Origin of the sequence: Streptomyces sp. NPDC059994 (assembly GCF_042737755.1) — a bacterium.
Lineage (GTDB): Bacteria > Actinomycetota > Actinomycetes > Streptomycetales > Streptomycetaceae > Streptomyces.
The window spans coordinates 1-16,192 of sequence record NZ_JBHWUR010000149.1 but is presented as its reverse complement, the minus strand read 5'-3'; the positions used below and the strand labels follow the sequence as shown (position 1 = coordinate 16,192).

17 protein-coding genes and 1 tRNA gene are annotated in these 16,192 nt (G+C 70.9%); 7 read left to right on the top strand and 11 right to left on the bottom strand.

All coding sequences use genetic code 11. The features are described from left to right. Nucleotides 1-98: 98 nt before the first annotated feature. The 4 genes from tmk to ACFWA7_RS37230 all read left to right on the top strand — a co-directional run bounded on the left by tmk (nt 99) and on the right by ACFWA7_RS37230 (nt 6,551). Nucleotides 99-3,404 (top strand): dTMP kinase, encoded by a 3,306-nt coding sequence (gene tmk / locus ACFWA7_RS37245; protein WP_385827555.1) that lies wholly within the window; start codon nt 99-101, stop codon nt 3,402-3,404. A 102-nt stretch (nt 3,405-3,506) separates the two neighbouring features. Next, complete coding sequence (locus tag ACFWA7_RS37240) at nt 3,507-4,712, top strand: DNA polymerase III subunit delta' (protein WP_385827553.1); 1,206 nt, start codon at nt 3,507-3,509, stop codon at nt 4,710-4,712. Nucleotides 4,713-4,836: 124 nt separating this feature from the next. Beyond that, nucleotides 4,837-6,381 (top strand): alpha/beta hydrolase, encoded by a 1,545-nt coding sequence (locus ACFWA7_RS37235; RefSeq protein WP_385827551.1) that lies wholly within the window; start codon nt 4,837-4,839, stop codon nt 6,379-6,381. A 96-nt stretch (nt 6,382-6,477) separates the two neighbouring features. After that, a tRNA-Thr gene (locus ACFWA7_RS37230) sits at nt 6,478-6,551 on the top strand. Between the two features lie 44 nt (nt 6,552-6,595). On the opposite strand, the gene ACFWA7_RS37225 is transcribed toward ACFWA7_RS37230, so the two are convergent. Then, a complete protein-coding gene (locus tag ACFWA7_RS37225) occupies nt 6,596-8,365 on the bottom strand; it encodes a tyrosine-type recombinase/integrase (protein ID WP_385827549.1) in 1,770 nt (589 codons plus the stop codon). Next, nucleotides 8,366-9,097: a hypothetical protein gene (locus tag ACFWA7_RS37220; protein ID WP_385827547.1), complete on the bottom strand. Its 732-nt coding sequence runs from the start codon at nt 9,095-9,097 to the stop codon at nt 8,366-8,368. A 125-nt stretch (nt 9,098-9,222) separates the two neighbouring features. Here ACFWA7_RS37220 and ACFWA7_RS37215 point away from each other — a divergent pair, with 125 nt between their 5' ends. Continuing rightward, on the top strand, nt 9,223-9,459 hold the full coding sequence (locus ACFWA7_RS37215; protein ID WP_385827545.1) for an integrase: 237 nt from the start codon (nt 9,223-9,225) through the stop codon (nt 9,457-9,459). A gap of 56 nt (nt 9,460-9,515) precedes the next feature. Here the strand turns inward: ACFWA7_RS37215 and tgmC are convergent, their stop codons facing one another. The 7 genes from tgmC to ACFWA7_RS37180 form a co-directional block, all read right to left on the bottom strand. Further along, complete coding sequence (gene tgmC / locus ACFWA7_RS37210; RefSeq protein ID WP_385827543.1) at nt 9,516-10,676, bottom strand: ATP-grasp peptide maturase system methyltransferase; 1,161 nt, start codon at nt 10,674-10,676, stop codon at nt 9,516-9,518. Continuing rightward, complete coding sequence (tgmB, locus tag ACFWA7_RS37205) at nt 10,673-11,638, bottom strand: ATP-grasp ribosomal peptide maturase (protein WP_385827541.1); 966 nt, start codon at nt 11,636-11,638, stop codon at nt 10,673-10,675. The genes tgmC and tgmB overlap by 4 nt, the downstream gene beginning before the upstream one ends. A gap of 1 nt (nt 11,639) precedes the next feature. Next, on the bottom strand, nt 11,640-11,876 hold the full coding sequence (gene tgmA, locus ACFWA7_RS37200) for a putative ATP-grasp-modified RiPP (protein ID WP_385827539.1): 237 nt from the start codon (nt 11,874-11,876) through the stop codon (nt 11,640-11,642). Nucleotides 11,877-11,998: 122 nt separating this feature from the next. Next, on the bottom strand, nt 11,999-12,421 hold the full coding sequence (locus tag ACFWA7_RS37195) for an ATP-binding protein (protein WP_385827537.1): 423 nt from the start codon (nt 12,419-12,421) through the stop codon (nt 11,999-12,001). Further along, nucleotides 12,418-12,798: a hypothetical protein gene (locus ACFWA7_RS37190; protein ID WP_385827535.1), complete on the bottom strand. Its 381-nt coding sequence runs from the start codon at nt 12,796-12,798 to the stop codon at nt 12,418-12,420. The genes ACFWA7_RS37195 and ACFWA7_RS37190 overlap by 4 nt, the downstream gene beginning before the upstream one ends. 346 nt (nt 12,799-13,144) lie before the next feature. Further along, on the bottom strand, nt 13,145-13,345 hold the full coding sequence (locus ACFWA7_RS37185; protein ID WP_385827533.1) for a DUF397 domain-containing protein: 201 nt from the start codon (nt 13,343-13,345) through the stop codon (nt 13,145-13,147). A gap of 11 nt (nt 13,346-13,356) precedes the next feature. Further along, the gene (locus ACFWA7_RS37180; protein WP_385827531.1) at nt 13,357-14,211 is read right to left on the bottom strand and encodes a helix-turn-helix domain-containing protein; all 855 of its coding nucleotides are present in this window, start codon (nt 14,209-14,211) and stop codon (nt 13,357-13,359) included. Between the two features lie 292 nt (nt 14,212-14,503). Between ACFWA7_RS37180 and ACFWA7_RS37175 the strand changes: the two genes are divergently transcribed. Together ACFWA7_RS37175 and ACFWA7_RS37170 are read left to right on the top strand one after the other, a co-directional pair. After that, nucleotides 14,504-14,896 (top strand): ATP-binding protein, encoded by a 393-nt coding sequence (locus ACFWA7_RS37175; protein WP_385827529.1) that lies wholly within the window; start codon nt 14,504-14,506, stop codon nt 14,894-14,896. Continuing rightward, nucleotides 14,893-15,093: a hypothetical protein gene (locus ACFWA7_RS37170; RefSeq protein ID WP_385827527.1), complete on the top strand. Its 201-nt coding sequence runs from the start codon at nt 14,893-14,895 to the stop codon at nt 15,091-15,093. Before ACFWA7_RS37175 ends, ACFWA7_RS37170 begins: the two co-directional genes overlap by 4 nt. Before the next feature lie 466 nt (nt 15,094-15,559). Here ACFWA7_RS37170 and ACFWA7_RS37165 read toward each other — a convergent pair whose 3' ends face one another. Together ACFWA7_RS37165 and ACFWA7_RS37160 are read right to left on the bottom strand one after the other, a co-directional pair. Next, entirely contained in the window at nt 15,560-15,814 is a 255-nt protein-coding gene (locus ACFWA7_RS37165; protein WP_385827525.1) for a hypothetical protein, read from the bottom strand. Then, nucleotides 15,811-16,074, bottom strand: coding sequence for a hypothetical protein (locus tag ACFWA7_RS37160; protein ID WP_385827523.1), 264 nt, complete (start codon nt 16,072-16,074; stop codon nt 15,811-15,813). Before ACFWA7_RS37160 ends, ACFWA7_RS37165 begins: the two co-directional genes overlap by 4 nt. Nucleotides 16,075-16,192 lie beyond the last annotated feature (118 nt).

Genomic DNA, 16,192 nt, shown 5'->3' with positions numbered 1-16,192 from the left:
GGGGCGATGACCCCGGCCGGGCCCGTACGGCGAGCGGATCCCGCCCGTATGTTCGGGCGGGCCCTCGGGGATCTGGACGCTCCGGATAGGCTGGGCGGATGACGCGAGCCGAGCATCCCCAGAGCTCCGATGGCGTAGGGGGGACCCCCACGGTCGTGAGCCCCGTTTCCGACGCCCTAGCCGCAGACTCACGCGAGCGTGCCGTACGGGCCCTGTTGCGTATCCCGCCGCTGAGGCGATTGTGGAGCGCGCAGTTCGTCGGCGGGATCGGCGACGCCCTGGCCGTACTCGTCCTGCTGCTGCTTGCCCTGCAGGCGGCGGTCTCCGAGGACGCCCTCGGCGGGGGCTACCGGGGCGCGGCCTTCGCCGTGGCCGCGGTGCTCGGCGCCCGGGTCCTCGCGACGTTCCTCTTCGGGGCGGTGCTGCTCGGACCCGTGTCCGCGCTGACCGCGCCCAGCGGTCCGCTCGACCGGCGCTGGACCATGATCGGGGCGGACGGCGTACGCGCCGCGTTGCTGATCGTCGCGCCGCTGTGGATCGACTGGACCCCCGACAACGCGCTGGTCTTCCTGCTGGCCACCGCCTTCGTGGCCGGTGTCGCCGAGCGGTTCTGGACGGTGTGCAAGGAGAGCGCGGCGCCCGCGCTGCTGCCCGCGCCCCCGCTGGAGGGCGCCGCCGTGCGCCCGCTGCCGGACCATCTGGGCGCGCTGCGGCGCCTGTCGCTGCGTACGACGTTCGCGTCCGTGCCGACGGCCGCCGCCGCCCTGCTGGTGGCCGCGCTCGTGAGCAAGGGCCTCGGCAAGGGCATCGACTGGTTCTCGCTGCACCAGGCGGCACTCGGCTCGTACGTGGCGGCCGGTCTGTTCGCCGCGTCCGTCTCCGTCCTGGCGATGCTCGAACTCCCGGACTCCCAGACTCCGCGCGCCCGCTCGCCGCTGGAGGGGCTGCGCAGGCCCTCGACCGGCGCCGGTCCGGACAAGGGGCGTACGGGCGCGATTCCGCTGCTCGTGCCGGCCTGCGGGGCGGTCGCGGGCGCCCTCGCGTCGGCGGTGGCCGTCGCCGTGCTGCACGCGGCGGACCTCGGTGGCGGGGCCGCCTCATTCGCGCTGCTGGTGCTCGCTCTGATCGGCGGCGCGGGCGTGGGTATCCGTACCGCGCCGAAGGTGCTCCCCGTCCTCTCGCGGCGGCGGCTGCTCTCGCTGGCCATCGCGGCCACCGGGGTCGCGCTGCTCGCGATGGGGCTGGTTTCGGACACCGCGACGGTCCTGTTCATCGCGCTCCTCGCAGGTGTCGCCGCAGGTGTGGCGGCCAACAGCGGGCACACGCTGATCGACCAGGAGACCGAGGAGCACCGCCGGGCCCGCACCACCGACCACCTCCAGGCGGTCGTACGGGTCGCGATCGGCCTCGGCGCGATCCTCGCCCCGCTGGTCGCCGCCGCCATCGGCCCGCACCGTCTGGCCGGCGACGGCTTCGTCTTCGCGCACGGCGGCGCCGGCTTCACGCTGATGCTCGTCGGCGCGCTGCTGCTGCCGGTCGCCGCGGTCGTCCTGGCCAAGACCGACGACCGGCAGGGCGTGCCGCTGCGGCGCGATCTGCGGGACGCGGTGCGCGGCGCCGACCCGGTGCAGGCCCCGGCCCCGACCGGCTTCTTCATCGCCCTTGAGGGCGGCGACGGCGCGGGCAAGTCCACGCAGGCGCAGGCGCTGGCCGAGTGGATCAGGGCCAAGGGCCACGAGGTCGTGGTGACCCGTGAGCCGGGCGCGACCCCGGTGGGCAAGCGGCTGCGCTCGATCCTGCTCGACGTCTCCAGTGCCGGGCTCTCCAACCGCGCGGAGGCCCTGCTGTACGCGGCGGACCGCGCCGAGCACATCGACTCGCTGGTCCGCCCCGCCCTGGAGCGCGGCGCGATCGTCATCTCGGACCGCTACATCGACTCGTCGGTCGCCTACCAGGGCGCCGGGCGCGATCTGTCGCCGACCGAGGTCGCCCGGATCAACCGCTGGGCGACGGGTGGTCTCGTACCGCATCTGACCGTGCTGCTCGACGTGTCGCCGGAGACCGCGCGCGAGCGGTTCACGGAGGCGCCGGACCGGCTCGAATCGGAGCCGCCCGAGTTCCACGCGCGCGTAAGGGCAGGTTTCCTCACCCTGGCGGCCGCCGACCCGTCCCGCTACCTGGTGGTGGACGCGGGCCAGGAGCCCGAGGCGGTCACCAAGGTCGTACGCCACCGGCTCGACCAGGTGCTGCCGCTCTCCGAGGCCGAGGTGAAGGCCCAGGAGGAGGCGCGCAAGGCGGCCGAGGAGGAGGCCCGGCGCAAGGCCGAGGAAGAGGCCGCGCGCAAGGCCGAGGAGGAGCGCCTGGAGCGCGAGCGCCAGGCGCAGCTCGCCAAGCTGCGCGCCGAGGAGGAGGAGCGCAAGCGGCGCGAGCTGGAGGAGGCGCGCCGCCGCGAGGAGGAGCGCAAGGCGGAGGAGGCCCGGCTGCGGGCCGAGGAGGCCAGGCGTCTCGCCGAGGAGGAGCGCGTCCGGCGCGAGGCGGAGGCCAAGGCCGCCGAGGCCGAGCAGGCCCGGTTGCGCAAGCAGGCGGAGGAGCAGGCCCGGCTGCGCGCCGAGGCCGAGGAGCGCCGTCTGGAGAAGCAGCGCAAGGCCGAGGAGGCGCTGCGGCGGGCCGAGGAGGCCCGGCGGCTCGCGGAGGCGGCGAGTGCGGCGGCTGCGGCTGCGGCGGCCGCGGCGGCCGCCGCGCCGACCGCCACGGGCTCTCCCTCCGCCCCTGCGACGGCGTCTCCCTCCGCTCCCGCCAAGGGCGCGGAGGCTTCGGCCACGCGCGCGAGGCGGAAGCCCGAGGCGGAGTCCGCCTCCGAGGTGACGGTGCCCACGCCCGTCGTGAACCCGGACGGGCGCCCCGAGGTGAGCCCCAACGAGATCACCCAGGAAGTCGCGGTGCCGGGCACGGACGCCCCTGGCCGGTCCGCTCGGGACGCCGCAGAGACCACGGTCCTGCCGCAGGTCCCGGCCGAGGCCGCCGAGACGACGGTGCTGCCGCCTGTACGGGACGCGGACGAGACGACGGTGCTGCCTCCCGTACGGGAGCGGGCGCGGGACGCCGAGGAGACGACGGTCCTGCCGCCGGTGCGGGACGCGGAGCGGTTCCCGCGGGGGATCTTCCGGGACGAGCAGGAGCAGCCCGAGCGGGCGAACGAGCGGACGCGGGAGCTGCCGCAGGTCGACCCCGAGCAGCTGGGCGCGGAGCCCGGGGCCGGAGCGGAGGCGAAGCGGGGCCGGCGGCCCAAGCGGCGTTCTGACTGGGCCGAGGAGACCCCGCTTGACGATCTGCCCTCGCTCGCCGACGAGCTGCTCGGGCCGCGCGCCGACGACGATGACGACCGCCGGGGCCGCCGCCGCTGACCTGCGGGAAAGCCGCGCCGGACGGGATTGTCCGACCCCTCCCTCACAATGGGGTCGTAGCGGGGACGTACGGGGCGGAACAGAGCGCGGAGGCGGTGACCCATGACGGTGTGGGACGACCTGGTCGGCCAGGACCGGGTGCGGGAGCAGCTGGCCGCTGCCGCGCGCGACGCCGACACGCAGGTGACCGCGGTCTCGGCCGGCGAGCCCGTCCCGGACGCGTCGAAGATGACGCACGCGTGGCTGTTCACCGGGCCGCCCGGCTCGGGCCGGTCCACGGCCGCGCGCGCGTTCGCCGCCGCGCTCCAGTGCGTCAGCCCGGACCGGGCCCTGGGCGGGCAGCCCGGCTGCGGTTTCTGCGACGGCTGCCACACCGCGCTCGTCGGCACGCACGCGGACGTGCAGATCATCCGTACCGACCTGCTCTCCATCGGCGTCAAGGAGACCCGCGACCTCGTCCGGCGCGCCCAGCTGTCGCCCGCCGTCGGCCGCTGGCAGGTGATCGTCCTGGAGGACGCCGACCGGCTCACCGAGGGCGCGGGCAATGTGCTCCTGAAGGCCGTGGAGGAGCCCGCCCCGCGCACGGTGTGGCTGCTCTGCGCGCCGTCGCTGGAGGACGTGCTGCCGACCATCCGTTCGCGCTGCCGCCATCTGACACTGCGGACGCCGCCGGTCGAGGCCGTCGCCGAGGTGCTCACCCGCCGTGACGGCATCCCGGCGGAGACCGCCCTCGCCGCCGCCCGCGCCACCCAGGGCCACATCGGCCGGGCCCGCCGCCTCGCCACCGACGACCGCGCGCGCGCCCGCCGCGCCGCCGTGCTGAAGGTGCCGCTCCGGGTCGAGGACGTGGGGGGCTGCCTCAAGGCCGCCCAGGAGCTGGTCGACACGGCCGCCGAGGACGCCAAGCAGCTCGCGGAAGAGGTCGACGTCAAGGAGACCGATGATCTGAAGGCGGCCCTCGGCGCCCAGGCCGGAGGCCGTATGCCGCGCGGCACCGCCGGGGCGATGAAGGACCTGGAGGACCGCCAGAAGCGCCGCAAGACGCGTACGCAGCGGGACAGCCTGGACCTCGCCCTCACCGACCTCACCGGCTTCTACCGCGACGTCCTGGCGCTCCAGCTCGGCTCCCGTATCGCGCTGGCGAACGAGGAGGTACGGGACGCGGTGGACCGTATCGCGCGCGGCTCCGCGCCCGAGGGCACCCTGCGCCGCATAGAGGCGGTCCTCGCCTGCCGCGAGGCACTGGACCGCAATGTGGCGCCGCTGCTGGCGGTGGAGGCGATGACGCTGGCGCTGCGGGCGGGGTAGGGCGGCCGGGGACGATACCGCCCCCGGCCGTCCCCTGGCCCCGCGGTTGACCGGCTCACTCGTACGAGCCGTCGTCCGGCAACCAACGGGGCACATGCCGTCACTCCCCGGTTACGCTCCGGGGATGGACTCCAGGCGCCTGCTCCGTACCTCCGCCCTCGCTGTCGCGACAGCCGCGCTGCTCGCCTCCGGATGCTCGTCGGGCAGCTCGTCCACCACCGCGACGGCGTCCACCACATCGGCCGCGGGCGCCCAGATGTCAGCCGCGCTGCGCACGTACTACCAGCAGAAGCTGACGTGGCGGGCGTGCGGCGTACCGGGCTTCGAGTGCTCCACCATGAAGGCGCCGCTGGACTACGACAAGCCGGCGGGCACCTCCATCAAGCTGGCGGTCGCCCGCAAGAAGGCCACCGGCCCGGGCAGGCGGATCGGGTCGCTCCTGGTCAACCCGGGTGGCCCGGGCGGCACGGCGGTCGGCTACCTCCAGCAGTACGCGGGCCTCGGCTACCCCGCCCCGGTCCGGGCCCGGTACGACATGGTGGCCGTCGACCCGCGCGGGGTGGCCCGCAGCGAGCCCGTCGAATGCCTGACGAGCCAGCAGATGGACGCGTACACCCAGGTCGACCAGACCCCGGACGACGACGCCGAGAAGGGGGCGCTCGCGACCTCGTTCAAGAACTTCGCGAAGGGCTGCGAGACCCGCTCCGGGAAGGTGCTGCCGCATGTCTCCACGGTCGAGGCGGCCCGTGACATGGACATCCTGCGGCAGCTGCTCGGCGACAAGAAGCTGCACTACGTGGGCGCCTCCTACGGCACCTTCCTGGGCGCGACCTACGCCGAGCTGTTCCCGGACCGCACCGGGCGCCTGGTCCTCGACGGCGCGATGGACCCGTCCCTGCCGGCCCTGGAGATGAACCGCGACCAGACGGCGGGCTTCGAGACGGCGTTCCAGTCGTTCGCGGCGGACTGCGTGCGGAGCAAGGACTGCCCGCTGGGCACGACGTCGGTGGCGGACGCGTCGACGCGGCTCAAGAAGTTCTTCGCCGACCTCGACGCGAAGCCGGTCGAGACGGGTGAGTCCCGCAAGCTCGGCGAGGCGCTCGCCACGACGGGCGTGATCGCCGCGATGTACGACGAGACGACCTGGCCCGAGCTGCGCACCGGCCTCACGCGCGCGATGCACGGCGACGGCGGGGGCCTGCTGACCCTCGCCGACTCGTACTACGAGCGGGACGCGGAGGGGAGGTACGCCAACCTGATGTACGCGAACACGGCCGTGAACTGCCTCGACCTGCCCCCCTCCTTCTCCGGCCCCGCCGCGGTCGACGCCGCGGTCCCCTCCTTCGAGAAGGCCTCCCCGGTCTTCGGCGAGGGCTTCGCCTGGGCGGCACTGAACTGCGCGTACTGGCCGGTCAGGGCCACCGGCACCCCGCACCGCATCGAGGCGAAGGGCGCGGCCCCGATCGTCGTGGTCGGCACCACCCGCGACCCGGCCACCCCCTACAAGTGGGCGAAGTCCATGGCCTCCCAGCTGACCTCCGGCAGGCTCCTCACCTACGAGGGCGACGGCCACACGGCGTACGGCCGGGGCAGCGACTGCATCGACACCGCGATCAACACGTACCTCCTGGAGGGCACGGCCCCGCCCGAGGGCAAGAAGTGCACCTGAGCTGCAGAAGTCCCTCGAACAGGGGTGGTCAGGAGCACCCCTGGAAACTGTGTAGACTTGGCCGCGTTGCTGATCGCACCATGGTGCGGACGGCGTGCCGCCTTAGCTCAGTTGGCCAGAGCAACGCACTCGTAATGCGTAGGTCTCGGGTTCGAATCCCGAAGGCGGCTCTAGAAGAACCTCAGGACTCACTCGCCGTGACCTGGGGTTTTTCTTATGCCCCGATCAGGCGGGGACGGAACGCGATGATCTTCGCGCCCTCATGTGAGGCCGTCGTGAGGCCATCCTGTTCCGGAACCTCGGCCGCACCCTCGGCGAGGTGGGCCAGCGCCAACCGCGCGAGCTCCTCGACCGGGCGCCCGTCCTGCTCGGCCGCGCCGACGATCCGGGCGACGAGCTGATCGAGAACCGACTGCGCCGCCTGCTCGGCGGTGGGCTCGGCCGGGTCCGGATCGGGCTCCGGCGCGGGCCGGCGGACGCCACCCCGCGGCACCATGGCGGCGGTTGCCTCGGCGGCGTCGGCCGCCTGCTTGGGCATGACGGACTGATAGATGTCGTGCGTGACGCGGGTCTCACTGTGGCCGAGGGTCTCGGACACGATCTTGATGTCGACGCCGGCGGCGAGCATGAGCGAGGCGGCGACGTGCCGCAGGTCGTGCAGCCGGATCGGCGGCAGTCCGGCGAGCTCGACGAGCTTCTCGAACTGGTCGGTCAGCCACCCCGGGTGGATCCACTCCCCGTTCTCGCGGGTGAACAGCCGGCCCGACTCGACCCATGCCTCGCCCCACTCGATGCGGTCGACGTCTTGCCGCAGGGCCTCGGCTTCGAGGATCTCGTCGGTGTAGTCGTCGATCGAGATCACGCGCTCGCCCGCGTTGGTCTTCGGCGCGCTCTCCCTCACCTCCCATCCGTCCTGCACGAGCTGTGTCGCGATGGTCATCAGCCGGGACGCGCGGGCGTAGTCGGCCTTCCGGACGCCGCACGCCTCGCCGCGGCGCAGGCCCCGGAACGTGATCGTGTGGAACACGCCGTACAGGCGCTGATTCGTGTCCGCAAGGAAGTCGAGGAACTGTCCGGCCTGCTCGGGGGTCCAGACCATGACCGCCGAGGGCCGGGCGCCGGTCCGCAGCCATTCCTCGACTCGCTCGGCCGTCCAGACGAGCGCCTTGGGGCGCTGTACGGTCGGCAGCTCGACGTACGAGGCGGGGTTGAAGGTGAGCGCCCCGCGCCCGATCGCGACGTTCAGAGAGGCGCGCAGGGTGTCGCGGATGTGCTTCTGAGTGGCGGGGTTGGTCACCCGGCGGAAGGGCGGCATAGCCTCGATGGCGGCCTTGAGTGCCTTCCGTCGTGCGCGGTTCTCCTGCCCCTTCCAGGGGATCGCTTTCAGCTCGTCAACGGCCGTGCGCCGCATCACGTTCGCTTCGAGGATCTCCTCGTTGGTCTCGGCGATGCCTTCGAACATGCCGTCGAGGTGCTGCACCGTGAGCCGGTCGAGGCGGATGTGCCCGATCCGGGGTTTCAGGTGGCACCGCAGGTCGACCTCGTACCGGTCCGCGCCGCTCTTGCGCAGGCCCTTCTTTCCGGCGAGCCACAGGTCGAGCCACTCGGCGACGGTCATGTGCCGAGTCAGTGACTGTCCGGTCGCGAACCTCCGCTTGGTCTCGTCATAGTCGGGGATGTCCTCCCCGGTCGCCGAGACCGTCTCCAACAGGTCAGCGATCCGGCGGCGCCCGTCCGGGTCGGTCTTCCTGTCGGCGATGTCGAGCAGCGCGGCGAGCGCCGTCATGTCCGCCGTCGCGTCGGTCTTGGTCTCGTAGCCCATGCGGCGGAAGCGCCGACGGGTGCCGTCCTCTCGGACGGGCAGCTCAAGAACCAAGCTGAATATGCCGTGCGTTCGCTGCGACAGCTTGGGGCAGGCGGCCCCGAGCTGCTTGTCGGTCACCGCGTCGCGGCACCCGCAGCGCTTCGTGATCTGTCCGCTCATCTAGTCGTCTTCCTCCGGAGTTACCGAGTCGGGGTGGTCGAGCATGACGAGCCCCTTCATGTCCTCGATCCAAATCGCCGGTAGGCGGGGGACCGTGAGACCCGCTCGGGTCATGTCGTCGATGTGGTAAGCGAGTTGTTCGAGATGTTCGAAGTAGTCCTGTCGGGTGTCGGTGGCACGCTCCTTGTCTCGCACGGGCTCGTCGCCCGCCCTCTGCGCGCGGCGGTGCGCCTTGTCGACGGCGAACCGACGGCGCTCGAACTCGGGGTACAGAGAGGCGGTGTAAGCCGCCTGAGCCCACGCTGCGGCCCACCGCGGGCCGCTCTCGGTGATGGTCCGGGGGTCGGTGTAGTACCGGCCGTCGGCCGGGCCTGAGAGCGTGGGTGTCTCCTCGCCCGTCCACCACCGCCACACGGTGTGCGGCGCGCGCGGATCGGCGGCCGGGACGGTGGGCACGGTCTCCTCGCTCCCGACGGGGAGGGCGAGGAGCAGCGGGGGGACGGCGAGGGCGAGCCCGAGCACGAGCAGCTCGTCGACCGTCACCTCTCGGCGGCGGCGCCCGTCGGGCTTTCGTCGCCCCGACTCGATGCTGACGATCGCGGCGTAGGTGAGTTCGGCCGCGCCGAGGCGGGCGCACTCGGTGGCGAGCTGCTCGCGGGTGATCCCGAGGCGGTCTCGGTGCCGGCGAACTTGAGCGCCGATGGTGTCGCTTGCCGTGAGGTGATTGTGCATGTCGCACAGTCAACTTTGCCGGTTGCGCAATGTCAACGGGTGTCGCTACGTTGTTGATCTCAGACAGATAGGTCAGTCGGTCAGGTCAGAGCCGATCGGCCGATCACAACGAGGGGGCCCGAGGGATGAGTGAAGACGAGCAGGGGATGACACATGAGGAGCTGATGGCGCTGCCGGTCGCGGTCACGCTGGACACGGCGAACCGGGCGCTACTGCTCGGCCGGACAACGGGATACACCCTTGCCCGCTGCGGTAAGTACCCCGTGCCGCTGCTGCGCCACGGACGGCAGTACCGAGTCGCACGTGCCCACCTGCACCGGCACCTCGGCGTCGCGGCGGAGGGGCCGTCAGGCAACGAGTGACGGCATGGCGCCGCCCGCCGCGCGAGTACGCCGGCGGGCGGAGCGAATTCCGGGGCTCAGATGGGCAGCGTCCAGCTTGATCCGTGAGGCACGTCGAGCCAGACCTTTTGCGAGTCCGGAGTGATCGTCACTCCGAAGTCGCTCAGGTGCGGCGAGCCGTAGCTCTGCCACTCCATAACCGCGTCCTCGATGGCGGTCCACAGGTTGAGCGGCCCGCGCTGGACCACGGTCCAACCCTTACCGTCGGCCGCCGGTCGCGTCCGAGTCTGCGAACCAGTGGCCACGTCGAGCAGGATCTGCTCGGCGCCCATGCCGAGGCGCTCGGCCGAGGGCGCGGCGAGCTGTCCGACGAATCGGCCCGTCCAGTCATCGAGCAGGGCGGGGTCGATCCGGCTCGGCCGCTCCTCCCCGGGCAGCAGCTCGAACGGCCCGTGCGGTGGCCGGTCATGGGGGCGGGCGATCATGAACGACGTGTACCCGGGCAGGAAGCGGCCTTCCGCGACGCCGTTCCCCTCGACCGCTAGGCGGACGAGACCATGGGCGACGCCCCAGCCGGACAGGGTGACGAGCAGCGTCCCCCCGGTCTCGATCTGCTGGAGCAGGCCGTAGGGGACGTGCCGCATCGAGCAGAACGCGATCACGATGTCGTACGGGGCGCGCTCGGGGTAGCCGCGCAGACCATCGGCCGTGATGAGCGTCGGAGCGTATCCGGCCTCGGCGAGTGCCTTGCGAGCGCGCTCCGCTGCGGCGGGGTCGGTCTCGACCGAGGTGACGTTCTCCTCGCCGGCCACCTCGCACGCGTAGGCGGTCGAGAGGCCCGTACCGGTGCCGATGATCAGTACGCGCTTGCCCCGGGCGACGCCCGCCTGCTCGATCATCCAGAGAACGACTCCGGGCAGAGTCGAGGATGACGTCGGGCTTCCCCCGGTCACGGGACCGGTGGCGTCCTCGGCGAGCACCCCGTCGATCTGCGTCACCCATGTCTGATCCTGATAGGTGAGCCGCAGCCACTCGTCGGTGGACGTGTCATCGCGGCGGGTGGGCGTCCAGACCGTGACCCCCGGGGGACTGCTCGGCTTGTAGATCGCGGGGCCGAGGAACAGCTCGCGCGGGACGGTCTCAGCCGCCCGTCGCACCTCGGGGTCGTGCAGCACGCCGTCGGCGACCAGCTGCTCGACCAGTCGGTGCCGCAGGGCGGCGGCGGTCTCAATGGTCATGTGGTGTCACCCTTCTGGAGGATGTCGGCGAGCGCGCTCGCGATGGCACCCGTCGTGGCTTCATCGACGAACGCCCACTGCCCGTTCGGGTTGCATTCGAGGAACCACCATCGACCGGACGCGTCGAGGGCGAAGTCGAAAGCGCCGTAGGTGAGTCCGAACGCATGAAGGAAGGCGCGTACGGTCTCACGGACCGAGCAGGGGACAGGGACCGGCGAGCAGATGATCAGGCTTTGGTCCTGGCGCCAGTCGAGGTGATCGCCCTCGGTGTCGATCCGGCTCGCGAAGACCTCTTCCCCAACGGCGGCGAGGCGGATATCGGCGATCTTCGGCACGCAGGCTTGGAAGAGATGGGGGCACAGTGCGATCGAGTCGTCGAGTTCGTCGCCCTGGACGGCCCGCACCCAAACGGTTCGGTTCCGCCCATCCTCGCCCGAGAGGTGGACGCGGTGAACGGGCTTGTAAATCACCTTCCCGTGGTCGGTCGCGAATTTCACGGCGTCCGCTGGCACGTTCGTGATCAGGGTGTCGGGGACCTCGAACCCGAGGCGCGCGGCCGTGGCGAGCTGGAGCGCCTTGTTCTCCGCTGCCTGGTTACGCCCGGGGTGGTTGACGTACCGGGCCCCTGGAAGAGCGGTCAGAGCTCCCATGTAGCCGCGGCGGGACTGCTCCACCCCAAACCGCTGCTCGGGCGTCTCGGCGGACTGTGGGTTGATGAACGGGGTCGGTCGCCGCCAGTAGACGGAACGGACGGCCGACAGGTCGACGGTGCGGGTAGAGGTCGTGATCTCTCCAGTGAAGGCGCCCCGCTCGATTCGGGCGCTCATGGTGGCGGCGCCGGGGAAGTCGGCGGCGGGGTCGAGCCGTACGGCCGGGACGCCCCGGCCGTACAGCTCTGCCAACACCAGATCCGCCGTGATGTCACCTAGAGCGGTGACGACGAGAACCGGCGTCTCGGTCATGTCAGTCCGAGTCGCTGTCGTCGGTGAGGTCCGAGTCGGCGGGCGGGGGCGGGTTGGGCCCCCCACCGTCGGACGACGTCGAGGTCGCGTTGGCCGTGGCCGTGCCGGTGCCGTGCCCCGCCATCTCGACGCGGTTGTTGTTCGCGTCGAAGTAGAGGGTCGTCTGCGTCTCCGCATCGAGGTCCGTGCGGGTGTACGGCACGTCGGTGATGCTCGGGTACAGGGCTAAGCGGTTCACGCCCCAAGGCGCTGCCGTAGAAGTGGACATGCTTTCCTCCGAGTTGCTGTCAGTCAGGTGGTGCGGTCCGTCCGCGCGGGTGCATGAACGGAAGTTTGATGGTGGCTCCGGGCAAGCCGGTGCTACAGACGAAATTCGGCCCACACGACTTTGCCCAGAGGGGTGCGCGGCAGTACGCCCCACTCGTCCGACAGGCTGTCGACCAGGAACAGACCTCGGCCGGCGGTCGCGTCGCTCGGGGCTTGCGTGCACGGAGGCTTCTGCCATGCTCGGCCGCTGTCGTGCACTTCGATTCTTACCGTGTCGTTGAACGTCAGCAGGCGTACGAGGAAGAGGCGGCCGGAAGGGGCGCCGTGGCGGACTGCGTTGGATGCCAGCTCGCTCACGCAGAGCACCATGTCGTCGATGCGTGATGGCTGAACGGCCCATGCGGTCATGGCGATCCGCGCGAAGTCGCGGGCACCGCCGCTTGAGCGAGGGGCCTTCGGAAACACCCGATCGTGTAGCAGGGCGGGCTCGGGGTGCTGGCGTGTAGACAGGTTCATGCGCTGAGCTCCCGGTGAGTGCAGCCGTTCGCAACTTCCAGCGAGAGGAATCGGACGGGTCGAACCCTCCACTCGGCGCACGTCCCGTCGCGCAGGATGATCGTGAAGCCGGTTTCTTCGCCGCGGTACAGGGCAGCGACGGCTTGTATCCATCCGCTTCCATCGACCCATTCCAGGGCGCGTGCTATCTCGTGCGAGGTCAGGGTGACGTGTACGCCCCGGATGTCGATGCGCAGGGCCCGAATCGCAGCTCGGGGGTTCGCGACCACCTGCACGGGGGCGCGCAGCTCCACCGGTCCACGGCGGGGGTTGTAGCGCACGCGCTCGATCTCTACACCCGAGCAAACGGCGTGTTCATAGTCGACCGGAACGTGCAACCTTGGACCGTAAGGCGCCGTCGGACGGCGTAATACCTGCACTGAGACCTCCCTGCCGCGGCTTCTTGGCTACGTCCCTCCGGACCATTGTTGGAACGGTGAAGGGAGCGCAGCCCCGGGGGGACCTTGCTCAACGGAGACAGCGTTGGGCAGAGTTAGGCGACGTCAGGCGCGATGTGGAGGGTGATCCGGCCTGCCGTGGTGACGCAGTGAGACCGTAGCGCCACACGCAATCTCGCTGCAAGTGTGGACCGGTACAAACATGCAGACTGGCATATGCAAACAACCCCCCGCCCAGGTCAGGCGGGGGGTCGTTGGCTCGTTGGGCGCCGCAGGGTCGAGGGGGCTAGTTGACGAAGTGGTCGAACTCGCCTGCCTTGACTCCTGCGATGAAGGCGGCGAGCTTCTCGGGCGACGTGCTGATGATGCGGTCCGGGTCGTCGCTCTCGACCAGGAAGATCGAGCCTGCGCTCTCGGCGACGTACAGGCACTGTTCGCCCCCGCCGCCCGAGAAGCTCGACTTCTGCCAGTTCAGTTCGCTGTTCATCCCTGTATTTCTCACAGTTCTCTTGCGATGTGGTGAATGAAACTTCGCGACTCGTCGGGGTCGAGCGAGGTCTGCTCGGCGAATGCGAGCAGCGCCCGATACCGGTCGAGGTCTGCGGCTGTGTCCAGGAAGCGACCGCCGAAAGGCGTGTCGATGTGAACAGTGTCAAGCTGCGGCACCGTGCCGGTCGCGTACATCACGGTTTGTGTGACCTCGATGAAGTCATCTGCCGCGAAGGGGATCACGCGGAGCGCGATCCAATCCTGCTCGGATGCTTGCAGTAGGTATTCGAGCTGATCGCGGGCGACCTTCCGGCCGCCTACGCGCATCCGTAGAGCGGCCTCGTGCACGATCGCCTCGAACCGTGGCGGAGTCTCGCGGTCGAAGATCGCGCGGCGCTTCATGCGGTGCTCGACTCGGGCGTCGACTTCCTCGGTTGGAACCTGTGGGATGACGCCGGCGAAGAGCGCGCGTGCATAGTCCTCGGTCTGTAGGACGCCGGGAAAGGTCATCGGCTGGAGGCATCGCAGGCCGATTGCGTGGTGTTCGAGTTCGGCGATGTCCAGGAAACCGGGGGCGAGGATGCCGCGGTAAACGTCCCACCAGTGCGTACCCCTGCGCTCAGTGGCGATGGTGCACAGGGCGGCGAGCAGGGCCTCGTCGTCGGATTGGTAGAACGTGAAGAGCCGACGAATCCGTTCCTCGCTGATGCCGAGGCGGCCGGCCTCGATGTTGCTGATCCGTGCGGCGTCGGTGGAGAGCAAGCCGCCGGCGTCTCGCGCGGTCATGCCGGCGCGCTCGCGCAGCTTCCGCAGCTCAGAGCCCAAACGGACCTGTCGGGCGGTCGGATTGTCCCTCGGCGGCATGTGTCCCTTCCCCTTGTCCTACCTGAGTTTGCCCGGTACGGCGTCACGGGTCCACCCGGATGAGTTCCTTCGGGTACATGGTTGTACCGGTCCAACCTTTTACCCTATGGTCCTGGCAGCACCGCGACGCGAGCAGTCAGACCGCGAAGTGCAGCCGCTGACGCGTGTCTTGACGCGCAGTCACCCCGGGGAGCGGCCATAGCCACGCGCAGCTTGCGACGCGCCTACCGCGTTGGGAGACGAGGACATGACCACGAGTGCTTTACCCCCTGCACCCCCACCCGAGCTGGGCGTGAGCTACAGGTTCGTTGCGCCCCGCACCGCGACGACGCCGAAGATTTTGCGCGATCTGGTTGCCGTTTTGGTGATCGCGTTCGGGCACGAGGAAGTCGCCGAGTCGCTCCGACTGTGCGTGTCCGAGGTGGTTACGAACGCGTACCACCACACGCGGGCCGCTCTGATCACCGTGGACGTGTCGTTGGGCTCGTCCGGGGTCACTGTCTGGGTGAACGATGATCGCCCTGAGTGGCTACCGCGCCCACCCCACGCCGCGCCGCCGTGGCGGGCAGAGCACGGTCGAGGACTCTTCCTCCTGTCGCGCCTCGCAGACCGATGGGACGTCGGCCCCAACGGCACCGGTGCGAAGCGCTTCACGTTCAGCATCGACTACCAGGGGGCGGCGTGAAGAACGAACAGATCATCGATCCCGTGTTCCGCCCTGGCGCCGTCAACGGCGAGCGCGTCGTATGGCTGGTCAACGGAGAGAGCATCCCGCTCTGCGAGATACCCGAATCGGCCGCGCAGAGCCTGCTGTTCGAGCTGGCCGGCCTGTTCAGCTTGGTCGTCTTCGACCCCAAGGAAGTAGCCGAGGTGGCGAAATGAGGCTCGACCCCGTTTTCGTCGGCGTGCTCTCGATCGCCGTCAGCCTCGGTCTGCTCGTCCTCACTGCGGTGTGGGCGTCGCTTCCGAGTTCTCGGCGCGCGGTGACGCCGGCGCCGGATCGCCCCGGACGTAAGTACCGCTGCTACTGCTGGAAAGAGCCCGTGCTCGTGCTCGTCGAGGCACCCGTACCGCCCGAGGCTGCGGCGCCGCCGGTAGGGCGTAGGCGCCACGCCAAGCCATCCACCGCAGACCACGCCGCCCGCCCGGATCGTGCCTCCCTCGCGGGGGCGGGCGGCGGTGGAAGGGGAGCACATCCCGTGCACGCGGTCGCGTAGATCGCCCGCACGGTGACCCCGGGCAGGGGGCTCTCGACGAGTGCACCGTCGAGGGCCCCCGGGCCTGTCCCCAAACGCAGAAGGCGCGCCCCCCCAACCGGCCACGAGGCCGGGGCGGGGGCGCGCGGTGTTCAGCGGGCGGCGGTCTGCCACAGGGTGAGGGCGAGGCCGATCACGGCGACCATCGCGAGGACGCTCGGGAGCGGCCACCGGGACCGTTCGAGAGCGTCGAGCCGCTGCTCGTGATCGGCGAGGCGGGTGTCGAGCTGATCGGATCGCTGCACGAGCAGGGCGAGCGCCCCGTCGAGGCGGGCGAACCCGGTCTCGACGGTCGCCCGCAGTCTTTCGAGTTCGAGGGCGACGTCGCCGGGGGTCGGGTCGGTCACGGGCGCCCGTCTCGGGTGCGGTCGAGGGCGAGCAGCTCGTCGTCGGCGCTCGGCGCGCGGCGCAGCCATCCGGGCAGCAGGTTCTCGACAACCGGGAGGGCCATCACCCGGGTAACGCCACCCGCCACGGCGAGGGCCAGGCCGACGCCGGCGGCGGCCTGCGGGATGCCTGCGGCGTCAATGATCACCGGGAGACCGGCGGCGAGGGCGAGCACGGTCTGAACGACGGTGCGAAGGGTGCGACGCGATGCGTCAGTCATGGGCGATTCCTCTTTTCGAATGGGGTGGGGCGAGGCGCCCGCCCCCCCGGGGGGGGGGGGGCGGGCCGGGGGGGGGTCCCAGGGGGCCAAGATCGCGGGCCCCCAGGGCCGGCCGGGG